Annotated in this window: 25 protein-coding genes; 12 read left to right on the top strand and 13 right to left on the bottom strand. The window is 48.1% G+C overall.

The features are described 5' to 3' along the window. Positions 1–101 precede the first annotated feature (101 nt). Positions 102–1,151, bottom strand: coding sequence for a phosphoribosylformylglycinamidine cyclo-ligase (gene purM / locus QCB45_RS02965; RefSeq protein WP_279419081.1), 1,050 nt, complete (start codon positions 1,149–1,151; stop codon positions 102–104). A 170-nt stretch (positions 1,152–1,321) separates the two neighbouring features. On the opposite strand from purM, the gene QCB45_RS02960 reads away from it, so the two are divergent. The 8 genes from QCB45_RS02960 (at position 1,322) to QCB45_RS02925 (ending at position 7,501) form a co-directional block, all read left to right on the top strand. Further along, on the top strand, positions 1,322–2,476 hold the full coding sequence (locus QCB45_RS02960; RefSeq protein WP_279419080.1) for a DUF2066 domain-containing protein: 1,155 nt from the start codon (positions 1,322–1,324) through the stop codon (positions 2,474–2,476). 3 nt (positions 2,477–2,479) lie between these two features. Next, entirely contained in the window at positions 2,480–3,187 is a 708-nt protein-coding gene (hda, locus tag QCB45_RS02955; RefSeq protein WP_279419078.1) for a DnaA regulatory inactivator Hda, read from the top strand. 106 nt (positions 3,188–3,293) lie between these two features. Continuing rightward, positions 3,294–3,833 carry a TlpA disulfide reductase family protein gene (locus tag QCB45_RS02950; RefSeq protein ID WP_279419077.1) on the top strand — a complete coding sequence of 180 codons (540 nt, stop codon included), beginning with the start codon at positions 3,294–3,296 and terminating at the stop codon, positions 3,831–3,833. A gap of 69 nt (positions 3,834–3,902) precedes the next feature. Beyond that, positions 3,903–4,430, top strand: a complete 528-nt coding sequence (locus QCB45_RS02945) for a thioredoxin family protein (protein WP_279419075.1) — start codon at positions 3,903–3,905, stop codon at positions 4,428–4,430. Then, on the top strand, positions 4,423–5,805 hold the full coding sequence (locus tag QCB45_RS02940; RefSeq protein ID WP_279419073.1) for a TolC family protein: 1,383 nt from the start codon (positions 4,423–4,425) through the stop codon (positions 5,803–5,805). Before QCB45_RS02945 ends, QCB45_RS02940 begins: the two co-directional genes overlap by 8 nt. Continuing rightward, a complete protein-coding gene (locus QCB45_RS02935) occupies positions 5,802–6,335 on the top strand; it encodes an efflux RND transporter periplasmic adaptor subunit (protein ID WP_279419071.1) in 534 nt (177 codons plus the stop codon). Before QCB45_RS02940 ends, QCB45_RS02935 begins: the two co-directional genes overlap by 4 nt. 68 nt (positions 6,336–6,403) lie before the next feature. Beyond that, positions 6,404–6,667 carry a hypothetical protein gene (locus QCB45_RS02930; protein WP_279419070.1) on the top strand — a complete coding sequence of 88 codons (264 nt, stop codon included), beginning with the start codon at positions 6,404–6,406 and terminating at the stop codon, positions 6,665–6,667. Between the two features lie 18 nt (positions 6,668–6,685). After that, positions 6,686–7,501, top strand: coding sequence for a PilZ domain-containing protein (locus QCB45_RS02925; protein ID WP_279420008.1), 816 nt, complete (start codon positions 6,686–6,688; stop codon positions 7,499–7,501). Between the two features lie 42 nt (positions 7,502–7,543). Here QCB45_RS02925 and QCB45_RS02920 read toward each other — a convergent pair whose 3' ends face one another. The 7 genes from QCB45_RS02920 to ylqF all read right to left on the bottom strand — a co-directional run bounded on the left by QCB45_RS02920 (position 7,544) and on the right by ylqF (position 13,790). Continuing rightward, positions 7,544–8,188, bottom strand: a complete 645-nt coding sequence (locus tag QCB45_RS02920; RefSeq protein WP_279419068.1) for an alpha/beta family hydrolase — start codon at positions 8,186–8,188, stop codon at positions 7,544–7,546. A gap of 20 nt (positions 8,189–8,208) precedes the next feature. Then, positions 8,209–8,856 (bottom strand): phosphoribosyltransferase, encoded by a 648-nt coding sequence (locus QCB45_RS02915; protein WP_279419067.1) that lies wholly within the window; start codon positions 8,854–8,856, stop codon positions 8,209–8,211. A gap of 146 nt (positions 8,857–9,002) precedes the next feature. Further along, positions 9,003–9,365 carry a hypothetical protein gene (locus tag QCB45_RS02910; protein WP_279419065.1) on the bottom strand — a complete coding sequence of 121 codons (363 nt, stop codon included), beginning with the start codon at positions 9,363–9,365 and terminating at the stop codon, positions 9,003–9,005. An 85-nt stretch (positions 9,366–9,450) separates the two neighbouring features. After that, a complete protein-coding gene (locus tag QCB45_RS02905; protein ID WP_279419064.1) occupies positions 9,451–10,656 on the bottom strand; it encodes an ABC transporter permease in 1,206 nt (401 codons plus the stop codon). Further along, a complete protein-coding gene (locus tag QCB45_RS02900; RefSeq protein WP_279419063.1) occupies positions 10,653–11,351 on the bottom strand; it encodes an ABC transporter ATP-binding protein in 699 nt (232 codons plus the stop codon). Before QCB45_RS02900 ends, QCB45_RS02905 begins: the two co-directional genes overlap by 4 nt. Next, positions 11,348–12,607: an efflux RND transporter periplasmic adaptor subunit gene (locus tag QCB45_RS02895; protein WP_279419059.1), complete on the bottom strand. Its 1,260-nt coding sequence runs from the start codon at positions 12,605–12,607 to the stop codon at positions 11,348–11,350. The genes QCB45_RS02900 and QCB45_RS02895 overlap by 4 nt, the downstream gene beginning before the upstream one ends. Positions 12,608–12,848: 241 nt before the next feature. Next, on the bottom strand, positions 12,849–13,790 hold the full coding sequence (gene ylqF / locus QCB45_RS02890; protein WP_279419055.1) for a ribosome biogenesis GTPase YlqF: 942 nt from the start codon (positions 13,788–13,790) through the stop codon (positions 12,849–12,851). A gap of 267 nt (positions 13,791–14,057) precedes the next feature. Between ylqF and QCB45_RS02885 the strand changes: the two genes are divergently transcribed. Continuing rightward, positions 14,058–14,381, top strand: coding sequence for a hypothetical protein (locus tag QCB45_RS02885; RefSeq protein WP_279419053.1), 324 nt, complete (start codon positions 14,058–14,060; stop codon positions 14,379–14,381). Positions 14,382–14,468: 87 nt separating this feature from the next. Here QCB45_RS02885 and QCB45_RS02880 read toward each other — a convergent pair whose 3' ends face one another. Continuing rightward, positions 14,469–15,251, bottom strand: a complete 783-nt coding sequence (locus tag QCB45_RS02880) for a zinc-dependent peptidase (RefSeq protein ID WP_279419052.1) — start codon at positions 15,249–15,251, stop codon at positions 14,469–14,471. 189 nt (positions 15,252–15,440) lie between these two features. Between QCB45_RS02880 and QCB45_RS02875 the strand changes: the two genes are divergently transcribed. Further along, positions 15,441–16,328, top strand: a complete 888-nt coding sequence (locus QCB45_RS02875; RefSeq protein WP_279419050.1) for a DUF808 domain-containing protein — start codon at positions 15,441–15,443, stop codon at positions 16,326–16,328. 63 nt (positions 16,329–16,391) lie between these two features. Here the strand turns inward: QCB45_RS02875 and QCB45_RS02870 are convergent, their stop codons facing one another. Together QCB45_RS02870 and QCB45_RS02865 are read right to left on the bottom strand one after the other, a co-directional pair. Next, positions 16,392–16,703 (bottom strand): DUF6172 family protein, encoded by a 312-nt coding sequence (locus QCB45_RS02870; RefSeq protein ID WP_279419047.1) that lies wholly within the window; start codon positions 16,701–16,703, stop codon positions 16,392–16,394. Positions 16,704–16,846: 143 nt separating this feature from the next. Continuing rightward, positions 16,847–17,152, bottom strand: coding sequence for a peptidylprolyl isomerase (locus QCB45_RS02865; RefSeq protein WP_279419046.1), 306 nt, complete (start codon positions 17,150–17,152; stop codon positions 16,847–16,849). Positions 17,153–17,493: 341 nt separating this feature from the next. On the opposite strand from QCB45_RS02865, the gene QCB45_RS02860 reads away from it, so the two are divergent. Then, positions 17,494–18,057: a hypothetical protein gene (locus QCB45_RS02860; RefSeq protein ID WP_279419045.1), complete on the top strand. Its 564-nt coding sequence runs from the start codon at positions 17,494–17,496 to the stop codon at positions 18,055–18,057. Positions 18,058–18,126: 69 nt separating this feature from the next. On the opposite strand, the gene QCB45_RS02855 is transcribed toward QCB45_RS02860, so the two are convergent. After that, positions 18,127–19,443, bottom strand: a complete 1,317-nt coding sequence (locus QCB45_RS02855) for an NAD(P)/FAD-dependent oxidoreductase (protein WP_279419044.1) — start codon at positions 19,441–19,443, stop codon at positions 18,127–18,129. A 233-nt stretch (positions 19,444–19,676) separates the two neighbouring features. Here QCB45_RS02855 and QCB45_RS02850 point away from each other — a divergent pair, with 233 nt between their 5' ends. Continuing rightward, complete coding sequence (locus QCB45_RS02850; RefSeq protein WP_279419042.1) at positions 19,677–19,931, top strand: hypothetical protein; 255 nt, start codon at positions 19,677–19,679, stop codon at positions 19,929–19,931. A 55-nt stretch (positions 19,932–19,986) separates the two neighbouring features. Here the strand turns inward: QCB45_RS02850 and ald are convergent, their stop codons facing one another. Beyond that, positions 19,987–21,108, bottom strand: a complete 1,122-nt coding sequence (ald, locus tag QCB45_RS02845; RefSeq protein WP_279419040.1) for an alanine dehydrogenase — start codon at positions 21,106–21,108, stop codon at positions 19,987–19,989. Positions 21,109–21,165 lie beyond the last annotated feature (57 nt).

Genomic DNA, 21,165 nt, shown 5'->3' with positions numbered 1-21,165 from the left:
TTGAATGGTCATGAGTAAAAGGCCACCGGATTGAACGTATGTCGAGAAGAGGAGGCCTGATAGTCGGTCGGCAAGATGGACTGGCCGACCTTTTAGGGTGATTATCCCTTAAATAGCGAGACGCTTGGTTCCGCTTGTGCGGACGTTTCGATTTGTCCGATGACGGAAACGCTTTCACCCATTTGTGTCAATAGGTCGATCGCTTTCTGCTGGTCGTTTTGGTCGATGACGATGACCAAGCCGATACCGCAGTTGAATGTGCGGTGCATCTCTTCGTATTCGACGTTACCGGCGTCTTCCAGCCAATCAAAAACGGCAGGGCGGTTCCAGCTATTGGTGTCGATTTTGGCCATGGTGTTTTCCGGCATGACGCGAGGTAGGTTTTCCAGCAGGCCACCACCGGTGATGTGTGAAACGGCATGAACCTCGACCGACTTCATTAGTTCTAATAGGGATTTAACATAAATCTTGGTCGGTGCCATCAACGCGTCGATTAGCGGCTGACCGTCGATGTCTTGCTGTAGGTCGACACCGGAGACTTCGATAATCTTGCGGATGAGTGAGTAACCGTTCGAGTGTGGGCCGCTTGACGCTAAACCAAGCATGACGTCACCGGCTTTTACCTTAGTACCGTCGATTAGGTCGGATTTTTCAACGATTCCGACGCAGAAACCGGCTAGATCGTAATCGCCTTTTGGATACATGCCAGGCATTTCAGCGGTTTCACCACCGATCAGCGCACAGCCAGACTGCAAACAACCTTCACCGATGCCTTTGACTACGTCCGTAGCGACGTTTACATCCAACTGGCCTGTGGCATAGTAATCCAGGAAGAACAAAGGTTCCGCACCCTGTACGATCAAATCATTGACACACATTGCCACCAAGTCGATTCCGACCTGATCGTGTTTGCCGCTGTCAATTGCAAGACGCAACTTGGTCCCGACACCATCGGTACCCGATACCAAAACCGGGTTTTTATATTTGTCCATTGGCAGTTCGAACAAGGCCCCAAACCCGCCGAGAGAAGCGGAAACTTCCGGGCGTGCCGTTGCTTTGGCAATGGGTTTGATAGCATCGACTAATGCATTTCCTGCATCGATGTCGACACCGGCATCTTTATAGCTGATCGATTGGTTGTTTGAAGTCATAGCGTTTTTCTAATTTCCAATTAAAAGGCTTCGTTAATGCAAAGTGCCACAGTCAGCCAGTACAGAGGCTTTTCGAAAGGAGGAAGGGCCTTTGTAAAAGTCTCTATAAAAGTCTCTACTGAGTACACAAAAAATATTATGATATTGTAACGAAAATTTAAGAGTCAGATATGAGAAGTTTTATTCTAATCGTTTTAATCTTTGCATTTAGCGGTTTAAGTGCGGTGCAAGCACAAGAGGAAACTAACGGAGCGTCGGAACTATTCACCATTGTTGAATCGTTCGATCCCGAAGTCGACGATGCCGGAAATGTGGTGGAAACTCCAAATCTGAACGCTAAGATCCATCAAGGTATGCGAGATCTGTTGGTTCGCCTGACTGGTGATGGCGGAATTTTGCAGACTGATGACGGGCGTGATTTCGTTAATCAGGCCAAAGCTTGGCTAAGCAGTTATCATTTTGCACCTCGCAAAGAGGAAGGCGTGGTGGTCGGTCAGAACTTGGTGTTGGAGTTTGACAGACAGCGACTGCTTGAAGTCTTTCAACGTAACAGTATTTTGATCTGGCCGAGTTCTGAGCGGCCGACAACACTCGTGATGGGGTCGTTTATAGAAGCTGGTTCGGTGCTGAAACTTAATCCGGAAGCGTTGAGTTACCGTCCGGATATCGAATTCCGTAGCTATCCAAAATTGCTTGCTCTGCCTTTGCAATTCCCTACTTATACTTCTGATTGGCTTCAGCCACAGGCCGGACAGCTTTCTGCCGAGCAAATTCAACAGAGTTTGGGGCAATTCGATAGCCAGTATTTACTGATGTTTGAACTTTCTGGACAGCCTGAACGTGATTATTCACTGACCTGGCGGGTATACGGACAGAACGGTGAAGAGTATCTGAGCGGGAGCAATCATGGCAATCGTGTACAGCCTTTAATGAATTCGATGTTTGACCGGATGATGGCCAGTTATTCTTATGGATACCGCCAAAGTGCAAGTATGATGGGGGTCGCCGTTTTGGGAATGGATCAGTTGGCGAGCGCCGAGCAGTTGATTGATGTTGAAAATTTCCTGAAAAGTCAAAAGCCTGCGATTCATCAGGTTTCTTTACAGGCGGTAAAAGGCAGTCGAGCCGAGTTTGAAGTCGTTTATCAAGGGCGTTATGATGACGTACTGCAGATTTTCAAGCGAATCGAGAATAGCAAGCTGGTCGATGAAAGTGCCTTGACTGGAAAAGTGGAAATGAAAATGTTGGGCTTGGCCCAGAGACCGGAGACGCAATTGATCGATTTGTCTAAAGAATTTGAAGAGAATATGAGAGAGGGGCAATAACACGTGTTTGTACAGATGCCCCTTAAAATCGGTTTGCGAGACGACGCTTGTTTCGAAACCTTCGTGACGGAACAGGAATCCCTGGCGGTTGCCTTGAATTCACTGCAATCGGCTCTTAAGCAACCTAAAGGCAATGCTTTTTATCTGTTTGCGGAAAGTGGTGCCGGCAAGACGCACTTATTGCAAGCCGCCTGTCGTTACGTGACCGAGAAAGGTCAAGCCAGTGTTTACCTACCAATGAACGATTCCAGTCTGCCGTTGATTCCCGATGTATTGATCGGTTTGGAACGGACGCCGTTGGTTTGCCTGGATGATATGGAGCATATTATTGGCAATGCCAAGTGGGAACTGGCTCTGGCCAACCTGCTGACTAAATCCAGTGTACAGGGTCATAACGTCATTCTGGCCGGTGAGAAGTCGGTGGTCGATTGGTCTCTGGCGACACCGGAGTTGACCAAGGCGTTAATGAACGTTCTGCCGATCAAACTTTCGGCGTTGAATGAAAAAGACGAGATTATCATGGCCTTGCAGAGACATGCCAAGCGTCTTGGTTTCGAGTTACCGGTCGAAGTCGGCAATTACCTTATCAAACAGTTCTCGAACGATCTTCAGGAATTGCTTGCAGTGTTGCAAATGTTGGAGCAGGCGACCTTGGTTGAAAAACGGCGTTTGACGTTGCCGTTTGTGAAGAAGGTTCTGGGTCATTCATAAGGTGATCCATACGGAAACCCGGCCAAGGAAAGCCGGAAAACGAATGAAGAATTTTGAACAGGCCTGGTAGGAACGCCGGGCCGACCAAAAAATGAAAGGATTTTGAATGAAGTCGCGGTTTTTTGAAGTAAGTATGAAACGTTTCAATCTAAAAAAATATCTACACATCGTCGCTACGGCCTGTCTGTTAAGCATCGCTTCCTCGGCTTATGCCGAACCTCCAAGCAAACCGATCGAATTTGTCGATCTGGACGGCAAAGCCTCTCTATTGTCTGATTACAAAGGTAAGTGGGTCATTCTGAACTTGTGGGCAACCTGGTGTCCGCCTTGTCTGGTCGAGATTCCCGATCTGATCATGTTCCATGAAGCGCATAAGGATAAAGACGCCATTGTCATCGGTGTGAATTACGAAGATAACGATCCGAAAAAGGTCAAGGCGTTCGCGGACTCTCAGATGATTAACTATGATGTTGTTCGTTTTAAACAGAAAATTGATGGGAAAACTTCGCCGTTAGGGCCATTGCACGGTTTGCCGACTACCTATATGGTTGCACCGGATGGCACCGTTGTGGCTGCAAGAACGGGGATGGTCGACCAGAAGATGCTTGAAGAGTTTATCGAGCGTTTCTCAAAGATGAATAAATAATTTAATCAAATTGAAATCTTAGAGATGCAAAAGGCCCTTTGAGGGTTGCGGTTTAAAAGGAAAATCGGAATGAAAAAATGGATCTTAACCAGTATGGCGTTTTGTTTTATGGCTTTGAGTTCGCCGAGTTGGGCACAGGGCGGAAATTTTTTCGATGAGTCTTTCGGAAATTATCAGGAAGAATTGGAAGTTGCCAAGGAAGCCGGTAAAAAGGGAATCTTCATGTTTTTTGAAATGGACGAGTGTCCGTTCTGCCACCGCATGAAGACGACGATAATGACGGAACCCGACGTGATCAAATTGTACAAAGAAAACTTTCTAACGTTTCAGGTTGATATCGAAGGCAGTAACGAAGTGACCGATTTTGACGGGACTGTCTCAACGGCACAGCATATGTCGGAAAAGAAATACCGTGTCCGCGCCACGCCGGTGATGATGATTTTTGACCTGGACGGCAAGCCGATTTTGAAATACACCGGGCCGACCCGTACCAAGGAAGAATTCAAGTGGTTGGCGAATTACGTGATTGATGGGGCGTACAAAGAGATGCCTTTTACCAAGTACAAACGTGAAATGAAGCGAGCAGATCGTGACTAAGCGAACTTTATCCGGATTGTCCGTCCGACCCGTAAAAACTGGACTGCGCCGACTCGGTGTGGCACTGGCGTTAGCGGTGAGCAGCACTGCACAGGCCGAATTGCCGAACCCGTTGACGTTGGATTATGTGTTGTCAGCGCCGTTGGCAGAACTTCCTCAGTTGAGTCTTCAGCAGGCGAAAATGAACAAATTGCAGTCGCAGATGGAATCGCAAGATGCCCAGGACGGCTTGCAGTTGGATATCGTAGGGCGACTGGCTTGGCGTGATTATGCCGAGAAGACCGAAGATTACCATCTGGCTGCCTTGCATGCTAAACAGACGATTTACGATTTCGACAGAAACCAACATAAATTAGATGCCTTGGCTGCAAGTCGTGATGCCGAAAATACCCTTTACGGCGATACGGAACAGCAATTCAAACTTCAGTTGATGCAGGGTTATTTCAATGTGTTGTTGGCGGACTTTCAGTACCGGATTGATAATGAAGGCATGGCCGTTGCCTATGTGGCTTTGGACAAAGCGAAAGACCGTCTGGAACTTAAACGTATTTCGGATGTCGATTACCTTCAGATTGAAAACGATTATCAAAAGATTCTGGTCAAACGTCAGCGTTCTGAGATGAACCAGCTGAAAACCCGAATCGCACTGGCTAATATGCTGGGGCAACCGAAAGCGCGTCCTGATGAATTGAGTTTTCCAAAGCTTGAGAATTACGCCAAACGCAATGATAAAGACTTACAGTTGGACAGCCTGCAGCAACAGGTATTGGAACAGAATACTCAGTTAAATGCTTTGAAGCAGCAGTTGCAGGCGGCACAATTTCAGTTACAAAGTCAGCAGGCCGGTAATAAGCCAAATATCAGTTTTGATGCATGGGCCGGAAAACTGTCCAGTTATCCGGAGATTCGAGAGGGTAATTGGAACATCGGTTTGACTGTGGACGTGCCTTTGTACGATGGTGGTTTGACTTCCGCCAAGGTGAGCGAAGCCAAGGCCGACATGCAAGCCATACAGGCCAAAATGAGACTGCTTGAACAACAGTTACGCGATGAAGTGGCCGACCTTTATTTCCAGCTGAAGATGCTTCAGGCTGAAAAGAAACAGAATCAGGCGTTTGGCGATTATGCGGATTTGTATTTGGATTACAGTCGCGCCTTATACGAAAACGAAACTGCAACCGACCTGGGTGACTCTATGGTACGTCTTTCTGAAGCGAACTACCAGCAAGTGGCCTGGAAGTTCAAGCAGGCGCTGCTATGGGCCAAACTGGACTATTTAATGGGCAAAGAGATGTTTTCCGCTAAGGCGGACGTTCAGCCTTCAAGAAAACAAGAAGATTCCTCTTCCGAGCCAATGCAAGGAAACCAATCATGAAATTATCGTTCTGTCGTAACTCGATTCATTCTCTATTCGGTACCGTTATTTTCAGCGGTCTGATGGCGTTGACATCAACGAATGCTTTTGCCGAGAATGTGACCATTGGTGCTTTGGTCAGTGGTCAGGTCACTAAAGTGAATGTAGAAGAAGGTCAGGAAGTCAAAGCCGGAACCGTTCTGTTGGAGATTGATCAGAACCGCTACAAAGCGAAACTGGCGTATCTGAAAGCCGAGTTGGCGGTTAAGAAAGCGCAGTATGAAGATGCTAAGATTGAATTGGATCAAGCTTTGGACCTGTTTGACCGTACCGTGACCGCAAAACGTACCCTGGATGCCGCACAGTTACAACACGACGTGGCAAAGGCCAATGTGGATAAAGCACAGGCAGAATTGAAAATGGCCCAGTCATGGGGGCCATATTTTAAAATCAAAGCGCCGTTTTCCGCTAAGGTTGTGAAAATTCACGCTCCTATGGGAACGACCGTGTATAAAGAGAATAACCCGCTGATCGAACTGGAAACCAAGTAATCGGCAGTGATGAAACCGGCTGCTCAATATGGCGGCCAAGAATCAATAATCAACCAAGAGACGTAACCATGTTATCGACCCGCATTCAATATGGGATGAAATACTGGCGTTTGGCCATTCATCTGGTGTTCAAAACTAAGCATTTTGGCGTGAATAATTTATGGTGGGCCACACAGCCTTCGGCCATCGGGTGGCACTGGTATCAGATTCTTTGGGGTATTCTCACCGTGATGCCGATCGTTCGGAATTATCAGTCATTGAAGGTCCGCAGTTGCCTTGGTTGGTTGCCTGAAGCGGAATGTCTGGCCTTGGGATTCAAGCCTAAAACCTAACTAGGAGTCAGTGTCGTGATGCAACCAGATATCGAACAACGTCAATCTTCCCGTTTTTCACGTCATTTTATTGTCACTGATTATGACGATGTCGGGTTTTCCGAGCCTTTTGATGGCTTCGACGTCAACCTGACCGGTTTGAGTTTTTGGGTCGATGAAGTAGATCTGTTCTATCCAAAGCAGTTACTGAGTTTGAGGGTGAAAAACCTGGATAACGAAGAGGTGTACCGCTTGGAGGGTGTGGAAGTGATTCACATTCGAGCTGCAGAAGGGCGGTATATCTGTGGTTGCCATATCACACACGTTACCAGTTCTCAGTTGTTGGCGCATCATCGCCTGGTCATCATTGATGAAGAAGATGCTTTAGTCTCTTTGGCTGTCAGCGAAGTTTCCGAATTTGATTTCGTGGAAGATGGATCCTTATTGTCGACAGACCAGTCTGATTATCAGGAAGCGGGCATGGCTCTGAATCTGGCGGTTTCCCAGTTGGATACCGGACGTCTGTTGGGTGAAAAACTCTTGAAGCAGATGAAAGACAGTTTGGAAAAAGTACAGGAAACTGCTTTGAAGGCCGAATTGAACGGACAATTTAGAGAATTCACGCTGGCCTATCGTAAGATGAGTGAAACCACTATGGCGCTTGGCATGCTGGCCAAGTTGTTGGCGCACACCCCGAATGAGGAAGAAGATAAGCAGGCTTGGAAAACCATGGTTGCCGATTTTGAAAAACGTTTTCTAACTGAAGAGCAGCAGATCGCTTACGATTTCATGCACCAAGGTTTAAGCGCACAGGAAGCGTTGCAGATTGCCGGAGAATATCTGGACGAAGAGTAGTTTGTTTTCGACAGGCCTGTTGGGTTTGTTACAAACAAACGATTACAAATAGGTGTCAAACCAATCTCTGGCCGCAGTCGCGGCCTGTTGCAGCGTCCCGGGTTCTTCGAACAAGTGGGTCGCGCCTTCCACCGTCTTCAATTCACACTTCGCCTGCATAGCGCTTTGAGCAAGCAGGTTGAGTTGCATAACTTCATGATCGTAACTGCCGACAATCAACAAGGTCGGAGCCAGCACCTCGGGTAAAGACTCCATCGCCAGATCCGGGCGGCCGCCTCGGGAAACCACGCATTCAACTTCATTGGGTCGGGCCTTGGCTGCATTCAATGCGGCGGCCGCACCGGTGCTGGCACCAAACAGACCGATCGACAATTTACCTAATTCAGGGTGTTCGCTCAACCAATCGACGGTGGCAATCGTTCTTTGGCTTAACAGGTCGATATCGAACCGGTATTCACGGGTGATTTCATCCACCTGGTTTTCCTCGGCAGTCAGTAGGTCGAATTGAAGCGTTGCCAGGCCTGTCTGATTCAATAGGTTGGCAACATAGTGATTACGTGGGCTGAAACGGCTGCTACCGCTGCCATGGACGAATACAACCAGACCGGTGGCGTTTTGCGGAACGGTTAAGATGCCTTCGAGCTTGACATTGGCGGCGTCGATGACAATTGTTTGTGGCGTATCCATAATCGTGTTCCTTAGTCTTATCATTCTTGCCAGGCCTGAGAGAGCTGTTCAGTGACTTCTTCGTCGCTTACCTGGGAAAAATCGTTATACCACTGGCCGATGGAGGAGAAAGGTTCCGGCTGAATCGGGCAGATCACTTCGTCTACCTTATTGCGTAAGGCATAGACGGTATCCGGTGGAGCAACCGGGACGGCGACGACAATCGATTTTGGGTTCTGTTGGAGCACGGCGTCGATTGCGGCATGCATGGTCGATCCGGTTGCCAGGCCGTCATCTACCAGAATGACCGTTTTGCCTGACAGTTCAGGGTGGGGGTGGTCTCCACGATAAGCTTTTTCCCGTCGTTTCAACTCTTCGCGCTCTTTCTGTTCCACTTCTTTGATGGCATCGTCGCTGATGGCATAAGCCCTAATCACTTGTGTGTTGAGGACTTTGATTCCGCCACTGGCTATCGCGCCCATCGCCAATTCTGGAAAGCCGGGACTTCCCAGTTTTCTTACCAGCATCAGGTCTAAAGGCGCATTCAGATACTTTGCGATTTCATAAGCGACGGGTACGCCGCCACGTGGGAGAGCAAGTACGATCAGATCGTCACGTCCTTGATAGTTTTGCAGATCTTCTGCCAGTTCTTTTCCGGCGATGGTTCGGTTGGGAATGGGAAGTTGCATCACACCTCCTTGTAATCCGTAAGGGGAGCAGGGAATGAAATTTAAGCTTAAAAATCGTCTGGAGATTTGTCAATTAAATAGCATATTTTATGCAAGGTTATTAAGTGTTTGTTGTTTTAAATCAATAATTAATCGGGGATCTGCTTTTATTCCTGATAGAGACTTTGGTTGTCGTTCAAGGCCAACCAACCGCGAACGATTCGATAGATAATCCAGATTGCGTTTGCCATGAGGATGACGTAGCCGATGAAAATAGGGGCGGTTGCCAGACCGATCAAGCCCCAAAGCAAGCTGAACCAGAACGTTCGAATCTGCCAGCGGAAATGTGTGGCAATCCATGTGTTTGCGACGTCATCCCGTTTGACGTAATTGATGATCAATCCGATCAGGTAAGTGACGACGGTCACGAAACTGAATGCTTGCAGTACATAGACCACCAAAGCCACGTTCTTGGCGGACTGTTCCAGTTCCGAGAGGGGTGGGTGAGCTGAGGTATTGTCGGTAGCCATATTACTTTCCTGTCGTTTCGTCGTTTGAAAAGGCTGCGTTCAGTATACTTAATCTTCACCCATTTTGAATAGTGAATGAACTCCCTTATTCGTGGCGTAAGGCGACGATTGGATCAAGCCGGGCGGCTTTGCGGGCCGGAAAATATCCGAAGATGACACCGATCAACGCAGAGAACGCAAAGGCCATAAGGATTACCAACGGATTGAACACCAGTGGGATCGACATGACGACTGAGAAGATGTAAGAAGCGATGACCGCCAGCAGGATTCCAAACAGGCCTCCGAATGAGGAGAGTACAATCGATTCGACCAGAAATTGCAGCAGCACTTCTTTTTCCAATGCGCCAATCGCCAATCGGATACCGATTTCACGGGTTCGTTCGGTAACCGATACCAGCATAATGTTCATGATTCCGATGCCGCCGACCAGTAGACTGACCGCAGCAACCGCACCGAGTAACATCGTCATGACTTTGGTGATGTTACTCAGCATGCTGGCGATTTCCTTCATGTCGGTGACCGAGAAGTTATTGTCTTCATTGGGCGAAAGGTGGCGGCGTTCACGTAGCAAACGTTCGATTTTGGTTTTGTATTCAGCGGTGTTCAGACCTTCCTGGATTGCGACTTGAATACGACCGACGTCGCTATTCCCGCTGATTCGGCGTTGAAACGTTTTCAACGGCATCAGGATCAAGTCATCCTGATCCGAGCCGAAAGAACTCTGGCCTTTTGATTCCAGTACACCGATCACCTGACAGGCCATTTTGTTGAAACGGATTTTGTTGCCAACCGGATTCAAATCACCGAACAGCTCTTTCTGTACGGTGGTTCCGATAACGCACAAAGCACGGCCTGAACGCACCTCGGCATCGGTAAAGACCCGTCCGAATTCGGTATTCCATTCGCGGACGGTGAAGTATTCTAGTGTGGTTCCGTGCACGGTTGTCGACCAGTTTTCATTGCCGTAAACCGCTGTCACGGCAGAACTCGATATGGGGGCGGCAGCTTTGACACCACGAATATCCCGTTCAATGGCAAGCGCGTCGTCCAGTTTAAATGATGGTGAGGCGGATCTTACCCCCATGCTTATTCTTTGGCCGGGGCGTACGCTCAGAAGGTTTGAACCCAGGCTTGCGACATCTTGGGTTACCTGCAAGGTCGCACCGCTTCCCAGTGTCACCATGGTGATGACCGACGCTACCCCGATGACGATACCGAGTACGGTCAGAAAAGAGCGCATCAGGTTGCGGCGTATTTCACGGATGGCAAGGACCAAAGCGTTCCAGATCATGCTTCCGCCTCCTCTTTCGAGACGATGCAACCGTCTTTGAACAGGACTCGGCGGTGGGCATATTCCGCCATGTCTTCTTCATGGGTAACCATGATGATGGTAATGCCTTGCTTTTGATTGAGTTCCGCAAGGATTTCCATAATTTCGATTGAACGGGCGGTGTCCAGGTTCCCTGTCGGTTCATCGGCCAGCAGGACTTTGGGTTGGGTGACAATCGCGCGGGCAATGGCCACGCGCTGTTGCTGTCCGCCTGAGAGCTCGCCGGGGGTGTGGTCGACATAGTTTTCCAAACCGACGGTGGTCAGAGCATGCATCGCCAGTTCATGACGTTCTTTAGCAGACATTCCACGATAGATAAGCGGTAGCTCCACATTTTCCAGTGCCGAGGTGCGGTTGAGCAGATTAAAACCTTGGAAGACAAATCCAAGATAGTAGCGACGTAGCAGGGCGCGTTGTTGCGTTGTCATCTCTTCAACCTGTATGCCGTCAAACAGATATTGACCGGAAGTGGGTGTGTCCAGGCAGCCCAGGATATTGAGAGCAGTCGATTTTCCGGAGCCGGAATGTCCCATGATGGCAATAAATTCACCGGGCTGAATACTTAGGTCAATGCCCTTAAGAACGGTGGACTGAGCCAAACCGGTTCCGTAGGTTTTGACGATCTGGCGGAGTTCGATCAGTGGCGTGGCCATCATTTTTTCTCGTTGACGGTATCGACGATGACAGCTTGGTTCAATTTCAACCCGCTGATAATCTGCGTGTTCACGCCGTCGGTCATGCCAGTGCTGACGTCAACCATGACGGGTTGATTGTTTTCCAGTATCCAGACATGAGGCGTGGTGTTGTTGGCTTTTTTCTTTTTAACTGCACGCGGTGGTCGAGGAATCAGTTGGCTGAGAACGCTTTTTGTCGCTTGAGTATTTGAGGCTGGCGGTTCAAAACGCAAGGCTGTGTTAGGAACCAATATGGCGTTTTCGACACTGGCGATGGTTATATCCGCTGTCGAGGTCATGCCCGGTCTTAGTTTGCCATCCGGATTATCGACGCTCAAACGCGCCTGATAGGTGACGACGCCGTCCACAGTTTGCGAGGCTAGGTGTACTTTTGTGATGGTGGCCGAAAAAGTCTCTTCGGGATAAGCGTCTACGGTAAAGGTGGCTTTCTGTCCTGACTTGACCGTACCCACATCGGCTTCGTCGATATCAAGCAGCAGTTCCATTTGCGTCAGGTTTCTTGCTAAGGTGAACAGCACTGGTGCCTGTAACGAGGCTGCCACAGTTTGCCCGGGATCGATTTCGCGTGACAGGACTACGCCGTCAAACGGTGAATGGATGGTGGCTTTACGGAGTTTGTCTTGTTGCAATGCCAGAGTCGCTTTCATTTGCAGTAATTGTGCTTTACTCGACTCCAGATCCGCTTCGGCTTTCAGGTAGGCTGATCTGGCTGTATTCAGTTCCTCTTCTGAAACGAATTTACTCGGAAGTAGTTTCTCTTTTCGCTGAAAGGTGGTTTTGGCTTCGGATAGCCCGATTTGCGCCTGTTTTACCTGCGCTTTGGAGACTTCGACGTTAGCCTGAGCCTGCTTCACTTGTGCTTCCAATGTGGTGGTGTCGAGTTTCAGCAACACTTGTCCGGCTTTCACCAGATCGTTTTCTTCCACCATCACTTCCTTGACGGTTCCCGATGTTTCCGAACTCATGTCAACGGCGTCAAGCGGCTGCAGGGTTCCAGTTGCCGTGACTTTTACGGTCAGATTGCCCTGAAAAGTCTGTTCCATTTCATAGCGGTAACCGCCGTTACTGCTGGATTGAATTTGCAGGTAATACCATGCGGCTGCGCCAAGTACGGAGATGACAACAAGAATCAGCAACCAGCGTTTCAGATGCGAACTTTTTGGCGAGGTTTTGAGGATATGATTTTTTAAATCATTGTCATTCGGCGAGTCGGACATGGTGCGATCCTTTGCAATGATAAATGTCTGATATCAATCATACACGCAGATAAAAACCCGGTCTAGAATAAGTGTAATCAATATTACTTTTTTTGATTTGAATCAAAAAATGGGGTCTGAATTCCGAACAGGCCTGTTCAGATTGTGGGTAGGAATAGAATGGTGATTGAACCTAAAAAGGCGGTTTGATTCAATCACCCGTAGCTTGTGTACGGGCGATGAAATCGTTAGGGGGGGGGGGTTAAGAATTGCGTTTTCGGCGTGCGCGGCGGGCTTTCTTCTCTTCTTCGCGGGCTTTCTTTTTCTCTTCTTTCTTCTGTCGCTGGATCTCAACCTGTTTGAGTTCTTCTTCCATCATCTCGGGCGTTTCCAGTGTGATTCCTCCGAGTTTGAAGTCACGGTACTCCATGATCAGGATGCGTGAAATCTTGTCCAGATCGACCATGCCTCCGGAGCGCAGACAGCCACGTTTGCGCCCGATCTCTTCCAGAAATTCGATGTCACTGTGCGGCAATTCATCCAGTTCAAAACGTGATTTAAGCTGTTCCGGATAGGCCTGCATCAGATATTCGGCAGCGTAGGAGGCAATGTCCGGCAGTTCGAAAGCGGTTTCCTTTATTCCACCTGTGATCGCCAGGCGGTATCCGCTGTTTTCGTTTTCGATGTTAGGCCAAAGCATACCCGGCGTATCGATCAGGGTGATGTTGTCTTCCAATTTGATGCGTTGTTGGTTTTTGGTGACCGCCGGCTCGTTCCCGGTTTTGGCAATGGTGCGTCCGGTGATGCTGTTGATCAGGGTGGATTTACCAACGTTGGGAATCCCGATAATCAGTGCATGAATGGTTTTGACCGTATTGGCTTTTTCGGGTGCCATTTTTTTGATCAGGCTCAGTACCTGTTCGCGTTTATCGGATTGTTGTGCGTTGAACGCCAGGGTTTGCACGCTTTTTTCGCGCTCAAGGTATTCCTGCCAGGCCTGGGTCTTTTGCGGGTCGGCCAAATCGGTTTTGTTAAGGATTTTAATGGTGGGCTTATCTTTACGAATTTCTTCAATCAGCGGATTTTGGCTGCTGAACGGAATGCGGGCATCCAGCACTTCGATGAAGACGTCAACCTGGTTAAAGATTTCACGAACTTCTTTTTGGGCTTTGTGCATATGCCCCGGATACCATTGAATTCCCATTATATTTTCCTCAAGCTTCTGATGGGTGGATTATAGCGTTTTAAGCAGGTTTTATGTTTTTAATTGGGGTTATGTCTTGCCTGCTTCTGATGCGAAAAATAAAATTTGGATAACTGGTGTAGAATTTTGTGTATAAGTAGTGTATTGTTAAATCGAGCCGTTTAATTCCCAGTGATTCGCTGGGTTATTAAGCGGTTCGTGAGGTAAGGTCTTTAACTTTTTGTATTGTTTTTTTAAGTCTGCTTAATTTGTTTAAGGAGGGAGGCTATGGCGACAGTATCAAGTTTACAGCCTAAGATTTTATCTCAATCGGGGGAAATCAAAGAGTTCGGTCAGAGAGAGGCACACCATTCGGGTGGTAAAGTGTGCCAATTTCAATCGAAAGAAGTGGATATGATGCCCGGAGACTGGGCGGAAACGGGGAATCCGTCTCCTTATGAGTTGCGGGTGACATTACATACCTGCAAACGTTTGTGGCAACTTAATCAGGATGCATTGTCGCATCCGGATTGTGACCGTGAAGTCACTCTGGAAAATATTAAGGTTCTGGAGAAGCTTTACATTATTTTGATGGATTATTTGGTGGAATAACCATCGTTCAATGTCATGCCTCCTAACCGTCGGTTAGGAGGTTCTTCACTTTCATTTCGTTTCTGTGCAACTTCACTTGTTGCTCTTTCATACTTTTCGGGTTTTGGGATCCTGCCGGTAGTACTCTGTTAACTGTTCGTATACCTTCGGGAAGTGGTGGTTGAGATTTTCCGGTGCTGTAAAGAAGTATTCACTGCATACGGCGAAGAATTCAGCCGGTGAGGTGGCCGCATACGCATTGATGTCTGGGCGATGACCTCGTTCGATCTGCTGTTGCAGGTGTTCGAATGCGTCGCTGAAAGCTTGTGTCCAATCTTCCCTGACCATTTTGGGATGCAGTGGCGGCATGCCGTTGGTCGTGCCATTGAGCATGTCGAGTTTATGTGCGAATTCGTGTATTACGACATTGTGTCCGGAATGCGGCGTTCTAAGGTTGGAGTAGATCATTTCCCAAGATAGGATGACCGGACCTTTCGACCAGGCTTCACCACCCAGAAACTGTTCCTCGTGTGAGACCAGGCCGATTGAATCGGTGATGTTTCGGTTCACCTTGAACGCCACAGGATAGATGATGATGTCCCGCCAGCCGTCATAGCAATTCAGTCCCAGATTCAAGATAGGCAAACACGCTTGGGCGGCGATGCTGACCAACATCTCTTGCGAAAGCCTGAACTCTTGGGTCGCGATGAAATTTTTATGATAAAGAAACAGGGTGCTCAATTCCCGGAGATGGGCTTTTTCGACCGCACTCAATCCTTTGAATAGAGCATGACTCATCAGCGAATGCCAGACATCGTGCGGTATCGGGTGTCGATGCAGGATATAACGCGTTCTTAAGTGACTGAACCATTTCAGCGGATTTGCATTCAAAGGACGGTTTCCAATTAAGTTCTTGATTTATTCGAAGCGTATCACAGTTTTTAAATTCCGTGTTAGGTGCTTAGCCGAATGCTTATCTGGATTAATCTAAACGGCGATACCGGAGGTGACAGCAGGCTTGATTGTTTCGGTTAAAACGCCCATGATAAGACTCAAATCGGTAATCAACGAGGATTGGAAATGGCTTCCGGAATTTTTGTCATATTGGACGATATAGCAACCTTATTCGACGACGCGGCGACCATGACCAAGGTTGCGGCCAAGAAAACCGCCGGCGTGCTTGGAGACGATCTTGCCGTTGGAGCCGAACGGGCTTCCTGCTTCAGAGCTTCGAGAGAACTTCCGGTTTTATGGGCCATCACCAAGGGGTCGTTTAAGAATAAGCTGATTATTTTGCCGATCGCCTTTCTGTTAAGTGCTTTCGCGCCTTGGCTGATCGTCCCGATATTATTGGTGGGGGGCGTTTACCTGAGTTTTGAAGGGGCGGAGAAAATCTATGAATACCTGTTTCATAAAAAAAACGCGGAGAAACCCGTTGCCGAGAAAGAAGAGAGCCGAGCTGCGATTCTCGAGCAGGAAAAAAGCAAGATTAAATCCGCTATTTTAATGGACTTCATTCTGTCTATCGAAATCGTCATTCTGGCGTTGAGCGCCGTCTCGGAACAAACCCTGCCGGTTCAAATCGTGGCGGTGACCGTGGTGGCTTTATTGGCAACGGTCGGAGTCTACGGAATCGTCGCTCTGTTGGTGCGAATGGACGACGCGGGGCTTTATTTATTGGAGACCGCCGAAAACCTGAAAGGCCTGAAGCGCACCATTACCGTAAAGACCGGAAAAGGATTGATTCTGGCTCTGCCTAAAGTCATTCGTTTGCTTTCAGTTGTTGGAACCCTGGCGATGTTACTGGTCGGTGGCGGTATCTTTGTACACAATTTGGAAGTGGTTCACCACGCAGTCGATTTTATGCCGATAATCTTAGCCGAATTGTTGATTGGAGCCGTAATCGGAGCGCTTGCACTAGCTGTAGAGAAGATGTTTCATGCGGTCTTTGCAAAGACGGTTTCGTGAAAGCGGTTTAGTACGAGGGAATAAAAAATCGGCTTTTATTGCCGCTTTTTTACTGCTCGCAGGTTATTCCAATTCTTCTTCGATGGCTTCGACTCTTTTTTGACGATGTCCTGGTTTGGCTACAATCTCCAGGTAGAAGCTTTCCAGATTATCCGCTTCGGCTTGGCTGATTGCCTTGTCGATTTCAGCGACGTGAATCACAACACTGTTTTCCTGATCGGCACCGAACCGGCAATCGAAATCCCAGAAATCCGCATCCTGCGGCAACGGCTTGTTGCGTTCTCTTTTGATGTATTTTTTGACCTCGTGTTTGATGGCTTCAACCAGTCTGGCAGGGGCGATTTTTTCGTGGGTCAACTTAAACGTTTTTTTCATTGGAATCTCGAATAGGGTGGGCAAATGCCGGTGGAGGAGGTAATTAGAGAATTATAAGTTATTTTGTGAAATGGCATCGATTTTCCGTGAACTGGTGACATGGAGAACCTTCTGAAATCCGTCTTTCCTGCTTGGGTTGTTTGTTACGACTGATCGCCAAAATGACGTTTTTTAATCCACAATAGATGGTAACCGTGAACGGTTTTGATTGGACCGACAACGGTGTTCAAAGGTTCTTCGAAAATGGCGTTTTCGAGTTCAGTCACAATTACGCCGGGTTTGGTCAAACCTAAATCCCCGCCAATTTTGGCGGAAGGGCAGAGCGAGTGCTGTTTCGCCATTTTCATAAACTCTTCCAAGGTGTGAATCTGAGATTTTAAATCCAAACAGGCCTGCTCGGTTTCCAGCAAAATGTGATGCGCTTTGGCGCGTGAATCCGGATGCAACATCGTATCTTCTTTATTTTTTGATTATTTTTAGAGGTTTTTACGAATTTTGATTTTAGCCTAATTTAAGCATTAAATCAGTATGATCGGCTAATCGAGGTTTGAGGGTTTGAGCAGGCCTGCAGGAATTGTCATTCAATGAATTATTAAGTGACTGAATCAGGTTGTTGAGACTTTTTTATTTTACTAAGTGTTGTTGAGTGTGTATTAATACTAATTAATACTAGTTGTGTGTTAATTAAATCCCGATTCGCTGACGAGGGATTACGCAAGCGACGACGGTTCTATACCAAGTGGTTCAATCACAAAGAAAGGTTTTTGACTACGACAATGAGGGTCATAACATGAAACGATTCATGATTTCTGCTGCCTTGGCCGCTGCAACCGCTGCGGTTACTTTCTATACCCCGGCATCGTCCGCCGAAGTAGGCGTTACAATCTCGGTAGGCCAGCCCGGTTTTTACGGGGTGATTCAATTAGGCGATTATCCGCGTCGACCTCGGCTTATTTACGATCACCCGATTGTTGTTGATCGTTCTCCGTACCGCCGGCCTCCGCTATATTTGCATGTTCCACCGGGGCATATCAAACATTGGAGAATGCATTGTAGGGAATACAATGCCTGCGACCGACGCGTCTTTTTTGTAGATAACGATTGGTATAACCGTGAATATGTTCCGCATTATCAGCAGAGACATCGTGACCGTTACGAAGAGCAATATCGATATGAGAATCGCAAGCACTTTGATAAACATCAACAGCGTCATGACCCGCGCTATGAGAAAGATAGAAGATATCGTGATGATGATTATGACGATAGAAAGTATCGGGACGATGACCGCTATAAAAAGGATCGGGATAAAGAACGAGATAAAGATCGGGACCGTCGGGAAGATCGACGGGATTAACCGGGTTGGATATTTATAATGTTGATGCTCCGATGTTCTTTAGACTTCGGAGCATTTTTTTGTTTTTTTTCAGTAGAGCTTCAACTTCGGTTTGACTCGTTTTTCGATAAATCCGGTCAGCATGATCCAGAAGGTTTTCCATGCGCCATGAATAGCCAACTGGTGTTGTCTATACATACTGGCGTAAATCCATTGCGCGACTTTTCCTTCGACTTTCCAATTCTTATGAAAGAGTTCGTCCAGCAGGCTTCCAAGAGTTTGAAAACGACTTAATGAAATCAATGTCCCGTGATCGTGGAACTGAAAGGTTTCCAAAGGCGTGCGATTGATTTGCGCTTCAATGTTCCGGCCGCAGGTTTCCGCCATTTGGTGTGCCGCTTGTGCGGTGGCAGGTATCATGGGTCTTGAGGTCACTTCATCCAATAGTACGGAACAGTCGCCGATGGCGTAGATGTTTTCTTCACCCTTTACTTGCAGGGTGGGTGTGATTTCGATCTGATTGATACGGTTGGTCGGTAGATCGAGTTCAGCGAGAAATTTCGGTGCTTTGACACCGGCAGCCCAGACGATCAGATCGGCTTCATAGGTGTCGTCTTCGGTCGTCAGGCGGTTAGCGGTCACGCCTTTGACGACGGTGTTGGTGTGAATTGTCACGCCTTGTTCGGTCAAGGTGCGTTGTGCCTTTTCTGAGATGTTTTCGGGCATGAAGGGAAGGATTCGATCGGTTGCTTCAATCAACGCTATATTCAAACTTTGATGATGGATGCGGTGGATGCCGAACTGTTCCAGACGATCCACCGCATTGTAGAGTTCGGCCGCCAGCTCGACGCCGGTTGCCCCGCCGCCGACGATGGTGATGCAAACCTGATCGTTTTTTTGGCTCTCTTCGGAATATTGCAGGAAACGGTTAAGGAAAGAGAGGTGGAAATCCTCTGCATCTTGTGAGGTGTCGAGTGTGAAGCAGTTTTCCTGTACGCCTTCTAATCCGAAGTCGTTGCATTTTGCGCCGATGGCAATGACCAGATAATCGTATGGCAGGGTGCGTTCGTCCAGAAGTTGTTTGCCGTGATGGTCGATGAATGGTGCAAGAGTGATGGTTTGGGCAGACTTGTCGAGGCTTTTGAATGCTCCAAGGCGGAAATAGTAGTGATTTTCGGCCGAGTGGGCACGGTAGCTAAGTGCTTCGCGTCCGGTATCGAGAGAACCGGATGCGACTTCGTGCAGCAGAGGTTTCCAGAGATGAACCCGGTTCGGATCGACAAGAGTGATTCTGGCAAGCTGCTTTTTGCCTAGCGAGTGGCCAAGCTGTGTGGCAAGTTCGAGACCGCCGGCGCCACCACCGACAATGAGGATGTCGGGACATTTTGTGCATTCGGGTTGAATCATGATCACTCCTTCCCGTGAGACGGGGTGTCGAGTTGCTCAAGTGGATTTCATATCACCCAGAGTTTTTCATTGTAATCCAATGAAATTAATATGGTAGTTAACTCTTTTATTTTTCATGAATTTTTTCATGTCGGGTTGTTTTAAGATGGCAAAAGATTAAAACAATCTATTTTCCCTGTATGACCGGCAAGTGGTTAAATTGAAATGTGGAATTACGAAGGGGAGCAAGAGTGATGACGGAAAAATCGGATGGAAATATCACCAGCTTCAAGCCGAAAGAGGTAGAGATGATGATGTCGGACTGGGCTTCTCCGGGTAATCCGACGCCTTATGAACTGCGGGTGACCTTGCAGACCTGTAAACGGATTTTGCAGGAAAATTACGATGCACTGGAATGCGAAGGTTGTGATCTGGAAAAGACGAAGCAGAATATCAAAGTGTTGGAGCGCAACTACATGGTTTTAATGGATTATCTGGTTGATCGATAATGCTGAAGGACCGTATCTTCATTATCGGCAGGCCTGTTGAAAATGCGGAAGCCGTTTATTCGTTTTGCAATGCGGTTTTAGCATCTAGGTAGTCCAGACCAAGTGCTTCTGCAACAGAACGGCAAGTGACGTGGCCTTTATAGATATTCAGACCTTCACGGAACAAATCGTCTTTCAGTAAAGCTTGTTTGTAACCTTTATTGGCTAGGTCGAGTATGTAAGGTAGGGTGGCGTTGTTGAGCGCAAAGGTGGAAGTAGTCGGTACGGCGCCCGGCATGTTGGTCACGCAGTAATGCACTACGCCGTCGACTATATAGGTCGGGTTTTCATGCGATGTCGGACGGGAGGTTTCCATGCAGCCACCTTGATCGATCGCTACATCGACGATGACCGATCCGTTTTTCATTTTCTTGATGTGTTCAACGGTCACCAGTTTGGGCGCGCTGGCGCCGGGAACCAATACGGCGCCGACGACCACATCGGCTTCCAACACGTGTTTTTCAAGTGATTCGGCTGTGGAGTAGATGGTTTTGACGCTGTTGCCGAATTGCATCTCTATCGTGCGCAAAGCATCGAGGTTACGGTCGAGTACCACTGTTTCGGCCCCTAAGCCAACCGCGACCTGTACGGCATTGCGTCCGACGGTTCCGCCGCCGATCACCACCACTTTGGCGGTTTCAACACCGGTCACGCCAGCCAGCAAAACGCCGCGGCCGCCGTACATTTTCTGTAAAAAATGTGCGCCTACCTGCATCGACATGCGTCCGGCGACTTCGGACATTGGTGCCAATAGTGGCAAACCACCGTGACGGTCTTTGACGGTTTCATAAGCGATACAGACAGCTTTGCTTTTGATCAGCTCTTGGGTTTGTTCACGGTCGGGGGCAAGATGGAGGTAGGTGAACAGAATCTGGCCTTCCCGCAATATAGCGCGTTCATTCGGTTGCGGTTCCTTGACCTTGACGATCATATCCGACTTTTCAAATATTTCGGCAGGGGTGTTGGCAATCTGTGCGCCAACCTGAAGGTAGTCGTCGTCGCTGAATCCAATTCCAGCCGCTGCTTCGGTTTCAACCAAGACTTGATGGCCGTGATTGATCAGTTCACGGACATTGCCTGGCGTCATGCCGACTCGGAATTCGTTGTTTTTGATTTCCTTGGGAACACCTACCTTCATCGTTCAATCCTCTTTGATTAAAACGGTTGCCGAAAAGTTGTCTATCAGCACTTAGTG

The sequence above is a fragment of the Thiomicrorhabdus sp. ZW0627 genome, from assembly GCF_029767005.1.
Lineage (GTDB): Bacteria > Pseudomonadota > Gammaproteobacteria > Thiomicrospirales > Thiomicrospiraceae > Thiomicrorhabdus.
Note: the sequence above shows the minus strand (reverse complement) of the source record. Positions and strands in the feature narration are given on the sequence as shown.